Here is an 18142-nt window from a genome sequence, read left to right on the forward strand (position 1 = left end):
TTCAACAGGCAGGCCCACGCCCAACTGCCAGGCCAGTCGTCTGACCGGGCACCTGCGCCGGCAACGACTGGCCTGTGGCATAATGCGGGCAGTGTGAACGTTCAGCGGTTTGCGACGCGCTTAAGACCTCTGCGGCAACATCATCTATGCACATCTTGCATGTCGTTCAACTCTACTGCGGCAACATCATCTATGCACATCTTGCATGTCGTTCAACTCTACTGGCCTGCGCCGAGTGGCGCAGCGCGCTATTTTCAGGAAATCGGCGCGCGACTGGCTGCCGAAGGGCATCGCGTGACGGTACTGGCAACCGATGCCTTCGATCTCGAACATCTCTGGATGGCAGGGAAACGGCATATTGCCGAACCAATCGGCTCGCGCGATGGCGTGCAGATCCGACGGCTAGCAGTGCGTCGTCTGCCTGGCCCCTCGCTGATCTACCCGATTATCCGTCGGCTGATGGTCGAGGTTGGTCGCATTGGCCGGCCTGGCATACCTCTGTTGCGGCGACTGGCCACATTGACCCCTCAATTACCCGATCTGGTCGCGACCCTGGCCGATCCAGCGCTGGCTGATGTGGCACTGGTACACACGACCAACATTACGCTCGACTTTGCTTTGATCCCGGTAGCGCGTTGGGCGCAACAAAGAGGCACTCCTCATCTCTGCACGCCGTTCGTTCATCTCGGCGAGCCGGGGAACGAACAAGTGGTGCGTTACTATGCGATGCCGCACCAGATCGATCTGCTACGCCAGGCGAATCACGTGCTGACAATGACCGATCTCGAGCGGGCCTATCTCATTCGCCGCGGCGTACCCGCTGAACATATCACTACAGTGGGAGCCGGCGTGAACCCTGCCGAAGTCACCGGCGGCGACGGCAAACGGTTTTGCGCTATCCACAATATTAACGAACCGGTGGTGCTGAGCCTGGGGGTGGCCGCCTTCGACAAGGGAGCCGTACATACGCTGGACGCCATGCGACGCCTGTGGGCCCAGGGCAGTGAAGCGGTATGGGTACAGTGTGGCCCGGCTTTTGGCGGTTTCAATGCGGCAGTAGCGGCGCTGACCCCATCTGAGCAGGCGCGTGTGCGCATACTGGGATACATCGATAACGCTACGCGCCGCGATGCGCTGGCTGCCGCTGCGGTCTACGTGCAACCATCGCGCACCGACAGCTTTGGTATCACCTATCTCGAAGCCTGGTGCAATGGTGTGCCGGTGATCGGCGCGCGGGCCGGCGGGGTACCCGCAGTGATCCGACACGGAACTGATGGCTTGCTGGTGCCGTTTGGCGATGTGCCGGCCATTGCCGCTGCCATCGATCGTTTGCTGCGCGATCGCGCGCTGGCGCAGGCGATGGGCGCAGCCGGACAAGCGCGCGCATTGCGCGAACTGACCTGGGATGCCGTCTACCGGCGGATCAGACCGTTGTATGATGAGGTAGCGGCAGAACGCCGTCGTTTTTAGTAGAGCTGTTGCAGTGCAACGGCTCTACTCTCTTCACGCCAGCATCATCATCCGTCCAATGGTCGCTCAGTCCGCCTGGTCATTCCTCGTCAATTCCATCAAAATCCGATCATAACGCCGCCCATCCAGGAGCGTTGCTCCGCGCAGACGACCCGCTTCACGAAATCCTGCGCGCAAGTAGGAGCGATAGGCGCGCTCGTTGAAGCCATGCACCCACAGATGAATACTGTAGAGGTTGAGATAGCGAAAACCGTACTCGACCAGTAACTGCACAGCTTCGCGACCGTAGCCACATCCCCACATAGCTTCATTGCCAATGGCAATGCCTGGCCCGGCAATGCCATGCAATAAATTAATATGGAATAAACTACATGTACCAATAAGTTGCTCACCGTCACGCAAAACAATCGCAAATGCGCGCTGGTCATCACGATCGGCATTATTTGCCGCGATCCACTGTTGTTCTTGCTCAAGGGTAAAGCTACGTCCCTGCAAACCCAACAGCGCTGTCAGCTCTAGATCGGCAAACCACTGCGCCAGCAATGGCGCATCTTCGGCAAAGACATGACTGAGAAACACCCTTTCACCCGCCATAATGACAGGTCGCGGTCGCGATTGGTTGCTCATTTTCTTCCTCGTGACAGCTCAACTAAAACCAACGGCAGGAGACCGCAATGCGCAGCGAAATGTGGGAGAGGCGTCGCAGCGCGATTTTCTCCGCTGAAACTGGAACTTGCAGCATCTCGCTACAACCTTGAACAAGGACGGCGCACTGTTACAGGAGATGAGCGGGGACAGGTATACGTCGCCTCTCCAGCCTGCGTGCCTGGCACGAGCCAGAGCGCGCAGCGCCTCGCTACACTATCCCAATCACCCAGATGAACGATGACGCATGCTTGCTGCGCCAACTGCGCGTGAACGAGCCGCATTTGCTCTGGCGGTTCAACGTCCCAGCCATTCACACCCCGGAGCAGTCCCGATCTTACGCATCCTCGCTTTGCATCAAGCGAGCATAACTATCGTAGCGCGCAGACGAAATCTCACCGCGCTCGACTGCGGCACGCACTGCGCAATTTGGTTCGTGTAAATGGGTGCAGCCAGCAAAATAACACCCATCGAGGAAGGGACGAAATTCGCGGAAGCACCAGGCCAGATCTTTCGGTGGCAGGTTCCACAAGCCAATCTCACGAATACCCGGCGTATCGGCAACATAACCGCCACCCGGCATATCGAGCGGGATGAGTTCGGCGACGGTCGTAGTGTGACGACCTTTGGTCAAACGTTCACTCACTTCGCCAGTGCGCAGGTTAAGACCAGGCTGAATAGCGTTGAGCAAACTACTCTTGCCTACCCCTGACTTACCGGTGACAACACTGATCTTACCGGCCAGTCGGTCGCGCAGTTCGGCAATCCCTTCACCGCTAACGATGCTGGTGTAGACGACAGGATAACCGATCTGCTCATAGGGCTGAAACATCGCCGCTGCGGTTTCACGACCAACGAGATCGATCTTGGTGGCAACAATAATCACCGGCAGCTCGCTATGCTCGCAGATCACCAGGTAGCGGTCGAGCATGCGTGGGGTGAAATCGGGTTTGGCGCAAGCAAAGACCAGCAATACCTGATCAACGTTGGCAACAATCACGTCCTCTTTATAAGCTCCGCGCGACCCGGCGGCGCGGCGCGCCAGCCGGCTACGACGCGGCAAAACCGCTTCAATCGCTCCCTGACCATTGCCCACCGGTGTTACTTCTACCTGATCACCAATCACTACCAGATCGGTCGCTTGCCGCTCCTTCTTCAGCCGTCCCCGCAGGCGACATTCAAGCACGCCTTGCTCAGTTTTGACCCAGAAGAAACCACTTTGCGCCCGCAAAACTGCGCCGATCAACCGGTTAGCAGCTTCTGACGGCGGTGGTTCGATCAGTTCGGCAGCAACTTTACGACTCAGACTCATCGATGCGCACCTCCAGACGATGAACTCCTAGCAGATCGAAGGCCATCGACACAATCCGTTCAATCAACGACGCCGACGGCAGAGCGTTGGGAGTGGCCGCATATAGTGTCGTTTGCGCTTGTTGTTGGCGCCCCGAAGGAGGCGGATAGTATGATAATGAGCCATCACGCTCAAGAATAATCACTGCTGTTCCCTCCACGTTTAGCGTTTGAAAACGATGGCGAGCAGTACCGATGGCGTTATGGTCTTCCATCTGAGTAAACCCTTTCTATCGGCATTGATTGCCCTGCTTCATCGAACGTCCGCTACGTGAAGGGAACAAAAAGGCTGTGGCCCACACGCTGCGCCACAGCCAAACATAAGGCGGGCTGCAGGCGCTATCTTGCTTCCCACAGCCCGCCGGTCTTCCAGGTTGATCCTGTTTAGCTCGTGCTGTGAGAAGCCCCTTCTGCGTCAGCGGAGTCGCTCGACACCATCAAGACTCTGACAATTGGTGTAGCGAGATTGAATATCGGTGTCATTTGACTCCTCCTCTAGCCGAATACGAACATTTGCCTGTGCAGCATAGCACGCCTGAATGCACCTGTCAATAGGTCGAAGGTGGTATATCTGTTCACGTATACCGGCAGATATACCAACTGCTTCAAATTGCAATGGAAGGTGAATTCGGCGCTATGATTCGGATCACCCATTTATCACCTGCTGCCACACTTCACCGGCAACATTCCGCCCACAGACCAGCGCAACCACTTTGCGCCCCTGCAAGTTACCGATCTGTCCTTCCAGCAACGCCGCCAGAGGCACAGCGGCACTGCCTTCAGCGATCAGATGGTGTTCCTCAAACAACCAGCGCATGGCCCGCGCGATGGCTACCTCATCGACCAATACCATCTCGTCAAGCACTCGTTGCAAGATCGGGAGGGTGATCGTTGCCGGATCGATCCCACCGGCAAGACCATCGGCCAGGGTTGGCCGATCGGTGATAGTCACCACGTTGCCAGCGCGTAAGGCAGCGGCCATCGCGGCTGACGCAGTCGCTTGCACACCAATAATGCGCGCGCGCGGATTGATCGCTTTCACCCAGATCCCAACGCCGGCGGCCAATCCACCGCCGCCGACCGCTACAATCACTGTATCAGCGTCAGGGAGCGCTTCCCACACTTCAATTGCCAGCGTCCCCTGACCGGCAATCACTGCCGGATCGTTGTAGGGTGAAACAAACTGCCAGCCGTTTTCAGCCGCCAGCCGCAGCGCTTCAGCTTCAGCCGCATCGTAGCTATCACCGCGCAAGATCAGCTCAACCGGATACCGGCGTAGCGCTGCTACCTTAGCTGTAGAAGCGGTGACTGGAACCACTAATGTAGCGCGGTGGCCGGTCATTGCTGCCGCGTGCGCAACTCCCAGCGCATGATTGCCTGCCGAACACGCCACAATATGCGCATCGAGCGGCAACTGACGCAACGCATTGGTAGCCCCGCGCAGCTTAAAACTGCCGGTAACCTGCGCCAGTTCGAGCTTAAGCCAGACTTCCGCTCCCACGATAGCGCTCAATGGCCGACTCAATTCGAGTGGCGTTGGTTGCGCAATACCGGCTATGCGATGGCGCGCAGCCAGGATGTCGGCAGGGGTAACAGATAGAGTCATTGCGATTCCTGTCATAACAATCGATCGCTGCGGCAACAAGGCTGCCCAGGCACGACAGTGCCGGGCCTGGACCACTTCAGGATCAGGCATGACCGCGAATCGGTTTTGGTCGGTACGGTTCCTCTAGCCGTTGAATCTCCTCAGGGGTCAATTGCACCTCAAGCGCAGCCACTGCCTCTTCAAGCTGATACATCTTGGTCGCGCCAATGATCGGTGCAGTCACTTCCGGCTTATGCAACAGCCACGCCAGGGCAATCTGAGCATTGCTCACCCCGTGCTCGCGGGCAATCTCGCTCACCCGCTCGACGATAACATAGTCGCTGGCATCGTACATCGCGTGGGAAATGGTGTCAGAGCGACCACGCACCGTTGCCGCGCCGGTTCCCTGCGGTCGGTTACCGGTCAGGAAGCCGCGCGCGAGCGGACTCCAGGGGATCACTGCCAGCCCGGCATCGCGACAGAGCGGTAACATCTCGCGCTCTTCTTCGCGATAGACAAGGTTGAGGTGGTTTTGCATCGAAACAAACCGTGCCCAACCGCGCCGCTCCTGAATGCCGAGCGCTTTCGCCAGTTGCCAGGCAAACATGCTCGACGCGCCGATATAGAGCGCCTTGCCTGCGCGCACTACGTCGTTCAACGCCTCAAGCGTCTCTTCAATCGGCGTCTCGTAATCCCAGCGATGGATCTGATACACATCAACATAATCCATTCCCAATCGACGCAGCGAAGCATCAATCGCCTGCATAATATGCTTGCGCGAGAGACCACGATCGTTAGGTCGGTCGCTCATCGGCTGGTAGACCTTGGTCGCAATAACCAGTTCCTCGCGTCGAAAACCAGAATCGCGGATCGCGCGCCCCAGAATCTCTTCGCTCATACCCAGCGAATACATATCGGCAGTGTCGAAGAAGTTGATACCGAGTTCCAGGGCGCGGAAGATGAATGGCCGGCTGGCAGCTTCATCAAGCACCCATTCGCGCCACGCCGGCGAACCGTAGCTCATACAACCGAGACAGATCCGCGAGACCTGCATGCCGGTTGAACCGAAACGAGTATACTGCATAAGCTGACTCCTTGATGCGCAATGAAAGCGGGAGACAATCGTATCATAACAAAAGTTCTTCGTCAGGTTGCAAACATCCAACATCCTGCAAGCATTTGGAACGCATTGCGGCTATCTCGCCAGACCCTCTCTATGATCACTGGGGAGCAGAACGACCTGCCGGCGCGCAGGCAGCTTGACCGGGCCGCAGGCGCGTGATAGAGTAAGCCTACTATGGCAACTATTATTGTTCGTCCTGGTCGTGAACGACCAATTCTACAACGGCATCCGTGGGTCTTCTCAGGCGCAATCGCCCGCGTTTCCGGCAACCCCGCCCCCGGCGAGGTGGTTGAAGTCTGCGCTCATGACGGAAGCTGGCTAGCCCGCGGCTTCTGGAGCAGTAGTTCCCAGTTGCGCGTGCGCCTTGCCACCTGGGATGCCAATCAACCGCTCGATGAAACTTGGTTGCGCGACACAATCACCCGCGCAGTCAGTGGGCGCGAGCAATGGCTGATCAATCCTGCAATTGCCTGTCGCCTTGTCTTTAGCGAGTCGGATGGGCTGCCGGGCCTGATCGTTGACCGCTATGGCTGCTACCTGGTCATCCAGCTCTTGACCCAGGCGATGGCCACGCGCGTCGATCAGGTAGTAGCGGCGCTGGTCGATCTGCTTGCGCCACGGGGTATCTACGAGCGCAGCGATGCCGATGTGCGCGAAAAAGAAGATTTGCTGCCAGCAGTCGGCTTGCGCTGGGGTGAAATGCCACCCCGCATGCCGGTCACTCCAATCACTGCGCTCGGCCAACCGGCCAGCGGCATTCGGATGTTTGCCGATTTGCCCGCCGGTCAAAAGACCGGTATCTACCTCGATCAGGCCATCAATCATGCGCGGGTTGGCGCATACTGCACTGACGCAGACATACTCGATTGCTTCTCATATGCCGGTGGTTTTGCCCTCGCCGCTGCCCGCGCCGGAGCGCGCCGATTGACCCTGCTCGACGCTAGCGCCGACGCGCTGACGCTGGCAGGTGAAAATCTGCGCCTGAACAACATCACCACGCCAGCCGAATTTGTGGAAGGCGACGCTTTTCATATCCTGCGCCGGTATCGCAGCGAACAACGCCAGTTTGACGCAATCATCCTCGATCCACCCAAATTTGCTTATCAGCAGGCTCATCTTGAACGGGCTACACGCGGATACAAAGATATTAACTTACAGGCGCTGCATCTGATTCGTCCCGGTGGCATTCTGGCCACATTTAGCTGTTCCGGATTGGTTTCAGCCGATCTCTTCCAAAAAGTCATCTTTAGCGCCGCAGTCGATGCCAGACGCGACGTACAGATTCTGGAACGTTTAACCCAGGCCCCGGATCATCCGGTGCTGCTCAGTTTTCCCGAGTCTGAATACCTGAAAGGATTCATCTGCCGGGTGTGGTAAACTAGTGATATTCTTGTTGAGCGTAGAGCCGCTATGAATTTCACAATCTTTGAAGATGGTCATATCGCCAGCCCAACCGGCTTTCGCGCTACCGGTGTCTCTGCCGGTCTGAAAGAGGGGAGCAAAGCGCGCGATCTGGCGCTGGTCTATTCACAATATCCATGCCGCGCCGCTGCGCTGTTTACCACCAGTGTGTTTAAAGCTGCGCCAGTATTTCTCAGTCAAGCGATTTTACTGCGCAATCACGATGCGATCCGCGCAGTGCTGATTAACGCTGGCCAGGCGAATGCCGGCACCGGTCAAGCTGGTCTGAATGACGCCATCGAATGCGCTAAGATTACCGCCGACGAACTGGAGGTGCCGCGCGATTCGGTGTTACTTATGTCAACCGGATTGATCGGCGTACCTTTGCCGATGCAGCGGATGCGCAACGGCATTCGCCGCGCTGTGAGTGAGCTTGATAGTAACGGCGGACGCCGGGCCGCGCTCGCCATTCTCACTACCGATACCCGCCCCAAAGAGCGCGTCCTGCGCGTCTCTCTGCGCAACGGGCCTCGTTTTACGCTCGCCGGGATGGCAAAAGGCACACGCATGATCCATCCGCGGCTGGCCACGATGTTGGCCGTGATCACAACCGATCTCGCCATCAGCCAGCCGCTTTTGCAACGCGCGCTGCATCAAAGTGTTGAGCGCTCGTTTAACCGCCTCAATATTGACGGTGATTGCAGCCCGAACGATAGTGTTATCATGCTGGCAAATGGCGCCATCGATCACCCACCGATCACCGATTCGAGTACCTGGGAATTCGGCCTGTTTCAAGAGGCGCTCGATTATCTCTGCGCCGACCTGGCCAGCCAGATCGTGCGTGACGCCGCCGGCGCCGGCAAAGTAATAAAGGTTGTCGTGCAAGGCGCCGTCAACGAAACTGCTGCGCAGACAATCGCCCACACTGTAGCTCGATCCGGCTCGGTGCGCTCCGCCTGCCGCCGCAGTTCATCCGATTGGGGAGCGCTACTGGCTGCAATTGGCGCCAGCATGGTTGAACTGCGCCCCGATCTGCTCGATTTGCGTATCGGTTCGGTACCGGTTATGCTGCGTGGCACGCCTACGCCCTTTGACCCAATGGCCCTGGTGCAGACGATGTCCGGCCCGGAAATTGAATTGACCATCGACCTGAACATGGGGCTGGCCGAGACAACCGTCTGGACCTGCACCTGGACGGATGGATAATCTGTATGGAACAGACGTTGACGTTGCCATTGTTTCCGCTTGGTTCATTGCTCTTTCCCGGTGGCGACATGAATTTGCACATCTTCGAGGAGCGCTATCGGCTGATGATCGGGCGTTGCCTGTCAACCCAACAGCCATTTGGAATCGTTTTGTTGCGGCGCGGTCATGAAGTGATTGAAGGCCGGCGGATGGCTATCGCCCCGGAACCTTACGACGTTGGCACCATCGCGCTCATTCAAGAGCATATCCGCCTGGAGGATGGTCGTTACCTGTTACATGTCGTCGGGCAAAAACGGTTTCGGATTGCCACCATCACCGAGAAAACACCTTATCTGGTTGCGCAAGTCAAGCTCCTGCCTGATCGAGTCGATGAACAAACCCTGGCAGCCGCCACCGAATTGCGCGACACATATCGCCGCTACTGGGAGCGCGTGGCAACCATTACCGGAGTTGAGATTGATGTTGAAGAGCTGCCCCTGGAACCGATTCGGCTGAGCTACGCGCTGGCTGACCGACTTCAGATCGATCCGGCGCAAAAACAGCGCTGGCTCGAAGCCGATGTGACCGGACGACTGCGGGGGCTGATCAAGGCTCTGCGCACCGAACTCGCCATCCTGCCACGCGGCCCGCAGGGTTTCGATCCGCAGAGTATGTTTGGCGGCTGGAATAGTCTCAACTAGTCCACACAGCTATGATTATCGGTTCATGCACCATCCATCTGCACATCGCCACAGCCCAATCGTTGAAAGAGAAGCGACAGGTCCTGCGCTCATTGATTGCCCGCATCCGCAACGAATTTAACGTTTCGGTTGCTGAAGTCGATGATCAAGATCGCTGGCAGAGCGCCATCATTGGCGTGGCAGTGGTGGCAACCGATCGGCTCCATGCTCAACGCCAGCTCGAGTCGGTGGTCAGTTTTATCGAGCGTAACCGACCCGACTGCCCGCTGCTCACGTATGAAATCGAGATGTTGTGAAGTGCCCAGCGCAAACCAGAGCAGCCGCGACCCATCTTGTCAGGCTGGCCGCCATTCCAGGTCTGGCAAGCGCATCAATGGCAAGTGGTGAGCGCCATAATCCCTTGATTGAGACACGGGCAAGAATCGTCAGGCAGGCGCGACGGATATGAATGTCGTGACAGATACAGTCTGCCATACCTGCGTCGCCTGAGCGCAGCTCAGTGCGACGTGGAATTGCCTGGTGCTGGTTGCTCGCGCAGGATCGCCTGTAAGAACAACGAGTGAATATATCCGATAGCTCGCTGCAATGAGCGTTCATACGATCAAAGCCAGACGAGCAGCTCACGATCCTGAAACCGTGCTACCAGTCTGGAAACAGCCACCTGCAAGGATTGATACCAACCTAATGAACTATGACCGGTGACATCTATCCTTTTCCGTTGCTGGCAATGGTCGGCCAGACCGAATTGAAGACTGCGCTTATTCTCGGTCTGATCAACCCCCAGATCGGCGGCATTCTGCTGAGCGGCCCCTACGGCGTCGGCAAGACGACGGCAGTGCGGAGCCTGCTCGATCTGATGCCCCTGGTCACCCGCGAGCCGCTTGATAGCGATGGAAAACCGCTGGTCGAACGCATGCGCCTGATCGAATTGCCGCTCAACGCCCGGCTTGAAGATGTCGTCGGCGGGATTAACGAACGGATTGCGCTTGAGCAGCGCATCGTGCGGCTGGAAGAGGGAGTGCTTGCCCGCGCTCATGGCAATGTGCTGTACGTCGATGAGATCAACCTGCTCGATCAGGCTGTCGTTGACGCCATTCTCGATGCCGCCGCCCAGGGTCGCACCTTTGTGCGTCGCGGCGCAATGGTACGGCTCTTCCCCAGTCAGTTTGTGCTGATCGGCTCGATGAACCCGGAAGAAGGGGCGCTACGGCCCCAAATTCTTGATCGGTTTGGGCTGCGCGTCTGGGTCGCGCCGGTCACCGATCATCGCGCCCGGCTCGAAATCTATCGGCGCGCGCGTGATTTTCGCGCCGATCCGGTTGGATTCCGCCAGGCATATGCCGCTCAAACCGCAGCGCTAGCCGAAGAGGTGATGATTGCGCGCGAGATCTTGCCGCACGTCACTATTCCCCCTGACCTGGAAGAGCAAACGTTAGCGCTGGTGCAACAATTACGCATTCCCTCGCATCGAGCGGAAATCGCTCTGCTCGAAGGCGCGCGGGCGCGCGCTGCCGCCGACTTTCGCAACGTGGTCAATGCCGAAGATATTCGCCGCATTGCGCCATTAGCCCTGACGTGGCGCCACAGTGAATGGTTCGACCAGCATACCGCCAGCGTACAGACCGAACATGCCGCAATCATGGCCGCGCTCGACGCATTCTTCCCGCAAGAACCGGGGCCACGGCGACGCAGCCGCCGCAGCACAGTGCGCCAGATCGAAGAAGAAGCATCGCAGGCATAGCGCCGATCCATTCCAGGCGCTATCTTCCCCGGTGAACGTGGCAGCCACAGCGCCAGCCAACCGTAAGCGCAGCGGTTCAGGGACACTCCAACCTCGTGCCGGGCAAAGCGATCAACATCAGACCTCGCGTTGCAGCGCAAACTCCTGCGCGACAGAGCAACGATAATCGTGTAGTGAGCAGCAAAACACAACCAGGCGTCGCTCCCCGGCTACAAAGCGAAGCAAGAAGCGGTTTGATGTCATCAACCTGCTCGCCCGCGCACACAAACAGGGCGGCGCAACACACCGCCCTGCAACCAGCTCGAACGAACAACCCTGCCGGGCTATGCTACACCAGCAGCCAGTTGACGTACCGGCGCCTCTTGCGCCATTCGGCGGGTCAATTGCCAGACACCCAGACAGAACGCCAGTTGCGCCAGCGTCTGCGCAATCTGCTCAAACCACTGCACCGCGATCGTTTGCGGCACATTGCTTGCCATCTGCGACATCCCGATCACTACCAGAAGCACGACCACAAACACCACTGCCAGCGGACGCATATTGCGTCTCCAGGCGCCGACAGCCAGCATCAACAGCAACGCGACATTAGCGATAGTGGCCAGCATAATGAGCGGCACCCGCCAGGGGCCGCCATTCGCCGCGATCAAGGCCGAACCGCCGACAAACAAGCTGATAACAATCAGCGGAGCCAGCCACGGCCAGCGGACACCTGCTTTACCGCGCAACTGCCGGGTATAACTGTAGACAGCCATTGCGATCAGGGTGAAACCGGGCGCAATCATCGGAAAGAGCGCCTGACTGAAGAGCGGAACATCGGTACCGTTGATTGCCATCAACAACTTCCAGGTTGCCTTCAGAACACCGCCGACAGCCATCAAACCAACCCCAACGAATGCCATCATCCCCAACGGACGGTCAAGCTGCCAGATAGTGCGCGCAATCAACGACACGCCGATAATCGAAAAGATCACCGGGAGGTAATCCTCCAGCGCCAGCGCCAGCGAATATTCCATCTCCATCGTTAGCCTCCCGCTCACTCAACCTGCTGACATGTAAGTGCATTATATTGCATATCATACCAATTGGCAAGATACGAGTAGCGTAAGCGATGGCCTGGAAGCGCATTTCACTTCACGGCGAATCCTTTGCTGTTTTCAAACGGTATATCTAATAGGAACACCTGCGCAATAGCGTCTACTAAGGAAAACATCTATGCTCGCGCGAGTATCCAGTTGCGCCGTAATCGGTCTCGAAGGCCTGATCGTAACAGTCGAAGTCGATGTAGCAACCGGTATGCCGCTGTTCAGCGTCGTTGGATTAGGTGATGCGGCAGTGCAAGAGAGTCGCGAGCGAGTGCGTTCGGCGATCCGCAACAGCGGCCTCAGCTTCCCGATGCGGCGCATCACGGTCAATCTGGCCCCTGCCGACCTGCGCAAGGCCGGGCCAGCCTACGATCTACCGATCGCGTTAGGACTGCTCATTGCCACCGAACAACTCGACGCCGATGTCAGCGACGCGGCATTTATCGGCGAACTGGGGCTAGACGGCGCCCTGCGCCACACCGACGGTATCCTGCCGATGGCCGCAATTGCGCAGGCTCACGGCATACAGACGCTCTACCTGCCCGCCGAAGACGCCGCCGAAGCGGCGTTGATCGAGGGGTTGCGCATCATGCCGGTACAATCGCTCTACGAGCTGGTCGAACATCTCAGCGGTAGGCGGCAGATTCAACCATACTGCGGCCAAACCGGCTTCACGCCAACCATTCCAACCGCGTCAGTCGATTTTGCCGATGTGCGCGGACAAGAGCATGTCAAGCGGGCACTCGAAGTTGCCGCCGCCGGCGGACACAACGTACTGATGAGCGGCCCACCCGGAGCGGGCAAAACGATGCTGGCGCGCGCGCTACACTCAATCTTGCCGCCGCTCAGCTTTGCTGAAGCGCTGGAAGTGACCAAGATCTACAGCGTAGCCGGACAACTGCCGCGAGAGACGCCGTTAATCCGCGAGCGGCCTTTTTGCGCGCCACACCATACCGTCTCTACTGCCGGCCTGGTTGGCGGTGGCAGTCGGGTGAAGCCGGGCATGATCTCGCTCGCGCATCGTGGCGTACTCTTCCTTGACGAACTGCCCGAATTTGGGCACCGGCTGGAAGTATTGCGACAACCGCTTGAAGATCGCATCGTCACCCTCAGTCGAGCCCATGGCAGCATCACCTATCCGGCGGCCTTCATGCTCGTAGCGGCCCAAAACCCATGTCCGTGCGGCTGGCATGGCGATCCCGAGCGAGTCTGCACCTGCTCACCGCTGTTAATCAGTCGCTACCAGCGCCGGGTCAGCGGGCCATTGCTCGATCGGATCGACATTCACGTTGAAGCGCCGCGAGTTAACTACGACAAGCTCAGTAGTCTCACCCACGGCGAAACATCTGCTGCGGTACGCGAGCGGGTCACAGCAGCGCGGCAACGCCAAAGCGAGCGACTCCACAATCACCCTCGCTGCCGCAGCAACGCCGATCTCGGCCCTGCCGAAATTCGAACCTTTTGCGCGCTCGACAACGCCGGCCAATCCCTGCTCAAATCGGCAGTGCAGCGGCTCAATCTCTCGGCGCGCAGCTACCACCGCATCCTGCGCCTGGCCCGCACGATTGCCGATCTCGACGGCGCGGCACAGATCGCGGCAGTGCATATCGCCGAGGCGATTCAGTATCGACCGCGACAGGTGGAGTGAGGGATCATGAGCAAATTTTCGTTTTATACGGCCACCTATGTCTAAGGAGCTACAATCACACTACTCATAATCAATTCACCAGAGGGTAATGTTGCAATGCTAAAGTTCTGCAACTGCTCACGAGTATACATCGACGCAACCCGATCATTGAATATGATGGCAACCGTATCGCCTGCAGCAACCTCGCGAAGTGGAACCAAGAAACGGCCATTATCGTCAACAACAGCTTCAGCTAGCAATGCATTATCCTTCGAAAGATTGACGACAAGAATAGGAGCTTGTGGCGGCCCACCACCGCTCAATTGGCTATCAGTTACGCGCACCGGCTCCGCAATGTAGAAAAACAATCCCGATAGTTGCGCGTCAGTTGTTGCTGAAGGACCAGGATAACTGGTTGTCCTGCCAGAAATTGCCTCTGCCGTTGGAACCGGATATATGCTAGCAGGAGTAGCAGTTGGTTCTGCAACCGGAGGATTGCCACAACTCGCCAGAATCATGATACAGAGCCAGCAGAGAAGGAAATGACGCATAGAAACCTCACAGAAATCAAAAAGCTTGTTCGATAGCAGTGTAGCGCATTGGACAAGGAATTCTGCTTGTTCTGGTTCCAAACCGTGGAGGTTGATAAGATCACCGCTATATGCTACTATCATCTCGGTATAAATGCAAACCTGTAAAGCGCTCATAAAGCGTATGGCTGGTCGATACAGGCTTTTTCGCGCATTCGGCAGAATCTTGCGAACGATCAAAACCTGCTGGTATTTCGATTGTAGTCGCAAGTTCACCAACCAGGCCGGTTGTTAGTCTTGAACGGGATAAAGACGCGGCGCAGCAAACTTAACGGCGGTCAGCCGTGTCTGTAATACTATCAAATGTAACTTCAATAAGAAAACAGCCAAGTCACTAAACATAAAAAATGTTGAGTTATTAATTTTGTTTCGCGAGAGAAAACTATGTTAAAAAAACAAAAGCGTTTCTTTATTTTTAGCCAGCGTAGAACAGGAAGCACGCTACTTGTTTCTTTACTCAATTCTCACCCAAATATTCGATGCTATAGCGAATTATTTTATCCTGGACGTTGGAATGTTCACATCAGGAGACTCATCAAACCACTTGCGTTTCGCCACCCTCTTCTGTACCTCAATTTGGTATGCCTGACAACCTCGCGCCCCGTGGTTGGATTCAAACTCATGGCACATCAAAACGAAGCGCTTGCGAATCTCATGGAGCGGCTTGTTGAACAAAACTGGCTTGTTATATCAATCCGTCGGCGCAATATCATCGAGCGGGTATTGTCAGAAGCAGTGCTCTTTACAACCCGTAAGCCACACAGCTACGGACAAAGTATGCGGAGTGACGAAGCAATCTACATCGATCCTGAACTCTTCCAAAGATTACTAGAGCAGGATCGAATCCTTACTGCACGGGAAGCTAAGCTGCTATCACATATCCCCCACATCACACTCATCTATGAAGAGGATCTGGCTCATCCACAGCAATGGTCTACATCGACCGCACGAGTGCTTACCTTCCTCGATGTGCCGGTCATTCCATTGACTACAAAGATGGTCAAGACCTGGGAAGATCCTTACGAAAAGCTGGTGTCTAATTATGCTGAGCTGGTGCAGATAGTTCGTACCGGTAGCCATGTGGAGGAGGATACTGGCAACGAAACAAGCTCAATACAGCCGCGTGCCAAATGTAAATCATGATCTCCCCGAAATCTCACAAGTGGAAAGTGCGTTTACAACAACATGCCTCACCGGTGATGGTTAGACTGATTCGCGGCGTCGCCACCGTTACTGCCGGCGCAATATTTGGACGGACACTTAGTGCTATTGCCGGTATCCTGTTGGTACGCTACTTCAACGGCCCAGAACTCTATGGCCAATATGTAACTCTAATGACAACTCTCGCCCTGATGTCTAATCTCCTCGGGCTTGGTTTTGATACCTGGTTGCTGCGCGAAGGAGGGCGTGAACCCGATCAACTGGCCTTAAATGCGCGTCGTCTGTTAATCTTCAAACTGATAGCAGCAAGTATTCTGATAACAGCACTTCTCATCGCCTGGCAGCAAACCAGTCTTAACTGGCTTTTGATCGCTGGAATGATCGGCGTGATTGCGGAAAGTTACATTCGAACCGGTCATGTGATACTACATACACAAAATCGCAACTCAACGGTGGCGATTTTGCAGAGTTTTGATGCCTTGCTAGCAGTAGTATTGATCTTGCTACTCATGATCTGGCCGCCACAGGTGGCAGCCATTATTGTTGGTCAAACAGTGGTAAGTAGTATTATGCTCATCGTTATGGCTTTTTTGCTTGCTCATTACTGGCAAGGCCCATGGCGACCACTACGGTTTGGCAATCTTATTCAAAGCGCAGGTTTTTTTGTCTTAGCTGATGTACTTGCAAATATCTATTCACAAGTTCACATTGCATTACTGGCTTTTTTTAATAACGATACGATTGTTGGCACTTTCCGTTCTGCAATCAATCTAATAACAATCAGTTTTCTCGTACCGGTCGCAATGTTTAACGTAGCGCTGCCAATGTTAAGTCGCCCTAAACTGGAGCGACGACAATATTATCAACTGCTCATCTTAATTTTTACGATTGCATTCCTCTACGGCCTAGCAGTGATGATCGGTTTATGGTGGTTTGGCGGGTCTGTGTTACAGTTCGTGTATGGTCATAAATACGAAACAACCATTCCACTCCTCACACCATTGAGTATTGTGCCTCTTTTCAAATCGCTCAGTTTTGTTGCAGTAGCGGTATTGCTAGCCCAAGGGGCGCAAAAGCTGCGAGTAGTGATCCAGAGTTTGGTTGTCGCCTCTAGTCTGGTAGGAGGGATTATTATAATACCACGCCTGGGCATTGATGGAGCTACTACAACCTACATCGTTACCGAGGGTATGCTCTGCCTGCTGTATTGGTGCGGTGCGATTGTCTCGCTGCGACACAGATAGATATGAAAATTGTTCTCATTAACAATCACTCGGTCTTGAATGCTGGTGACTATGCTATCTTACTGCAAACGCTTCACCTCGTACATGGAGCTTTTCCTGAAGCAGAAATAGTATTGACATTCAATGAACCAGCAACCGCGCGCGCGGCGCTACCGCACTATCGGATCTATGCTGCGCCGCCGGCTTGGGGTATTCGTCAGAATCAACATCGCCATTCTGTCAAGACATCACGAGTCATTCGCGGCTTCATGTTATTCCTGCTATTTTTGAGCGCTTTGCTCAGTCGGTGGTTTGGCAAACCTGTTCGCACATTTGTCGATCAACAGAAACACGATCTACTAGCGGAACTGTTTGAAGCCGATCTTGTTATCGCCTGTGGCGGTGGCTACCTCTACCATTGGTTTACGTTTGCTGGCGCATTATGCTGGTGTAGTATCATCTTACGCCGACCACTCGTGCTATTTCCGCAATCGATCGGTCCATTCCATCATCCGTTACAAGTGCGTCTGGCTCAGAGTATTGTGCGTGGCGCTGATCTGGTTTTGACACGCGAGACTATCTCCTGGCAACGCGCAATTGATCTCGGCGCGCGAGAGGCGCGCTGCGAACCAGATCTTGCCTTTGGCTTACCATCTGCTCCATCAACCCTGGCACAGGAATTGATCAAAAGGTATATACCCTCTGAGATCAACGCCACAATGTATATAGGTCTCACTGCAATTGATTGGCAAGAGCAGAATACACGCTTTCGCGGACAACAACGTTACGAACAAGTATTGGTAGAGTTTATCAATCGAGTGACAGCCCAAGGCGCCGTAGTTGTACTCTTTGCCCAGACGTTTGGTCCATTTCGATCCGAAGACGATCGATTAGTGAACCATCGCCTCCATCAGCAGGTTCGCGATCCACAACGTGTTGTTGTGATCAACGAGATCCTTCAACCTGATCTCTTACAATCACTCTATGGATGTATGGACTATTTTGTAGCTACCAGGCTACATTCGTTCATTTTGGCAACCAATGCCGGCGTACCAGCGTTAGTGATAGGTTATCTGAGCAAAAGCATCGGTATTTTGAGTGATATGGGAATTGCAGATCGATGTCTTGACATTCAACATTTAAGCCTGGATAGACTCTGGCAAGCGTTCTTAGGTCTTCAGCAAGAGGGTTTGCCTGGCCATGTCCACTCGTATGTGGATGCGGCCCGCGATCGCCATCATGTGTTACAACAGGAATT

The 18142-nt window shown here is 55.6% G+C and carries 17 protein-coding genes; 10 read left to right on the top strand and 7 right to left on the bottom strand.

The features are described from left to right. Positions 1–192 precede the first annotated feature (192 nt). Entirely contained in the window at positions 193–1470 is a 1278-nt protein-coding gene (locus Q0650_RS09900; protein WP_298818466.1) for a glycosyltransferase family 4 protein, read from the top strand. Between the two features lie 66 nt (positions 1471–1536). Here the strand turns inward: Q0650_RS09900 and Q0650_RS09905 are convergent, their stop codons facing one another. The 5 genes from Q0650_RS09905 to Q0650_RS09925 all read right to left on the bottom strand — a co-directional run bounded on the left by Q0650_RS09905 (position 1537) and on the right by Q0650_RS09925 (position 6134). After that, positions 1537–2097 carry a GNAT family N-acetyltransferase gene (locus Q0650_RS09905; RefSeq protein WP_298818468.1) on the bottom strand — a complete coding sequence of 187 codons (561 nt, stop codon included), beginning with the start codon at positions 2095–2097 and terminating at the stop codon, positions 1537–1539. 355 nt (positions 2098–2452) lie between these two features. Beyond that, positions 2453–3427: a ribosome small subunit-dependent GTPase A gene (gene rsgA / locus Q0650_RS09910; protein ID WP_298818470.1), complete on the bottom strand. Its 975-nt coding sequence runs from the start codon at positions 3425–3427 to the stop codon at positions 2453–2455. Continuing rightward, positions 3411–3680, bottom strand: a complete 270-nt coding sequence (locus Q0650_RS09915) for a hypothetical protein (RefSeq protein ID WP_298818472.1) — start codon at positions 3678–3680, stop codon at positions 3411–3413. The genes rsgA and Q0650_RS09915 overlap by 17 nt, the downstream gene beginning before the upstream one ends. Before the next feature lie 431 nt (positions 3681–4111). Beyond that, on the bottom strand, positions 4112–5071 hold the full coding sequence (locus tag Q0650_RS09920) for a threonine/serine dehydratase (RefSeq protein ID WP_298818474.1): 960 nt from the start codon (positions 5069–5071) through the stop codon (positions 4112–4114). Positions 5072–5153: 82 nt separating this feature from the next. Beyond that, positions 5154–6134, bottom strand: a complete 981-nt coding sequence (locus Q0650_RS09925; RefSeq protein WP_298818476.1) for an aldo/keto reductase — start codon at positions 6132–6134, stop codon at positions 5154–5156. 213 nt (positions 6135–6347) lie between these two features. Here Q0650_RS09925 and Q0650_RS09930 point away from each other — a divergent pair, with 213 nt between their 5' ends. The 5 genes from Q0650_RS09930 to Q0650_RS09950 all read left to right on the top strand — a co-directional run bounded on the left by Q0650_RS09930 (position 6348) and on the right by Q0650_RS09950 (position 11201). Beyond that, positions 6348–7550, top strand: coding sequence for a class I SAM-dependent rRNA methyltransferase (locus Q0650_RS09930; RefSeq protein WP_298818478.1), 1203 nt, complete (start codon positions 6348–6350; stop codon positions 7548–7550). 33 nt (positions 7551–7583) lie between these two features. After that, positions 7584–8780 (top strand): bifunctional glutamate N-acetyltransferase/amino-acid acetyltransferase ArgJ, encoded by a 1197-nt coding sequence (gene argJ / locus Q0650_RS09935; protein ID WP_298818480.1) that lies wholly within the window; start codon positions 7584–7586, stop codon positions 8778–8780. Positions 8781–8785: 5 nt separating this feature from the next. Next, the gene (locus Q0650_RS09940) at positions 8786–9460 is read left to right on the top strand and encodes an LON peptidase substrate-binding domain-containing protein (RefSeq protein ID WP_298818482.1); all 675 of its coding nucleotides are present in this window, start codon (positions 8786–8788) and stop codon (positions 9458–9460) included. A gap of 11 nt (positions 9461–9471) precedes the next feature. Next, a complete protein-coding gene (locus Q0650_RS09945; RefSeq protein WP_298818484.1) occupies positions 9472–9756 on the top strand; it encodes a DUF503 domain-containing protein in 285 nt (94 codons plus the stop codon). 395 nt (positions 9757–10151) lie between these two features. Beyond that, positions 10152–11201 (top strand): ATP-binding protein, encoded by a 1050-nt coding sequence (locus tag Q0650_RS09950; RefSeq protein ID WP_298818486.1) that lies wholly within the window; start codon positions 10152–10154, stop codon positions 11199–11201. Between the two features lie 323 nt (positions 11202–11524). Here the strand turns inward: Q0650_RS09950 and Q0650_RS09955 are convergent, their stop codons facing one another. Next, positions 11525–12220 (bottom strand): hypothetical protein, encoded by a 696-nt coding sequence (locus tag Q0650_RS09955; RefSeq protein ID WP_298818488.1) that lies wholly within the window; start codon positions 12218–12220, stop codon positions 11525–11527. Between the two features lie 193 nt (positions 12221–12413). Here Q0650_RS09955 and Q0650_RS09960 point away from each other — a divergent pair, with 193 nt between their 5' ends. Beyond that, on the top strand, positions 12414–13931 hold the full coding sequence (locus Q0650_RS09960) for a YifB family Mg chelatase-like AAA ATPase (RefSeq protein WP_298818490.1): 1518 nt from the start codon (positions 12414–12416) through the stop codon (positions 13929–13931). A gap of 41 nt (positions 13932–13972) precedes the next feature. Here the strand turns inward: Q0650_RS09960 and Q0650_RS09965 are convergent, their stop codons facing one another. Beyond that, the gene (locus Q0650_RS09965) at positions 13973–14680 is read right to left on the bottom strand and encodes a hypothetical protein (RefSeq protein ID WP_298818492.1); all 708 of its coding nucleotides are present in this window, start codon (positions 14678–14680) and stop codon (positions 13973–13975) included. Between the two features lie 204 nt (positions 14681–14884). On the opposite strand from Q0650_RS09965, the gene Q0650_RS09970 reads away from it, so the two are divergent. The 3 genes from Q0650_RS09970 to Q0650_RS09980 all read left to right on the top strand — a co-directional run. Further along, entirely contained in the window at positions 14885–15643 is a 759-nt protein-coding gene (locus Q0650_RS09970; RefSeq protein ID WP_298818494.1) for a hypothetical protein, read from the top strand. After that, positions 15640–16905 (top strand): lipopolysaccharide biosynthesis protein, encoded by a 1266-nt coding sequence (locus tag Q0650_RS09975; protein ID WP_298818496.1) that lies wholly within the window; start codon positions 15640–15642, stop codon positions 16903–16905. The genes Q0650_RS09970 and Q0650_RS09975 overlap by 4 nt, the downstream gene beginning before the upstream one ends. A gap of 2 nt (positions 16906–16907) precedes the next feature. Continuing rightward, a partial coding sequence (locus Q0650_RS09980; protein ID WP_298818498.1) for a polysaccharide pyruvyl transferase family protein occupies positions 16908–18142 on the top strand: 1235 nt, incomplete at its 3' end.

This window comes from uncultured Chloroflexus sp., assembly GCF_937129525.1.
Lineage (GTDB): Bacteria > Chloroflexota > Chloroflexia > Chloroflexales > Chloroflexaceae > Chloroflexus.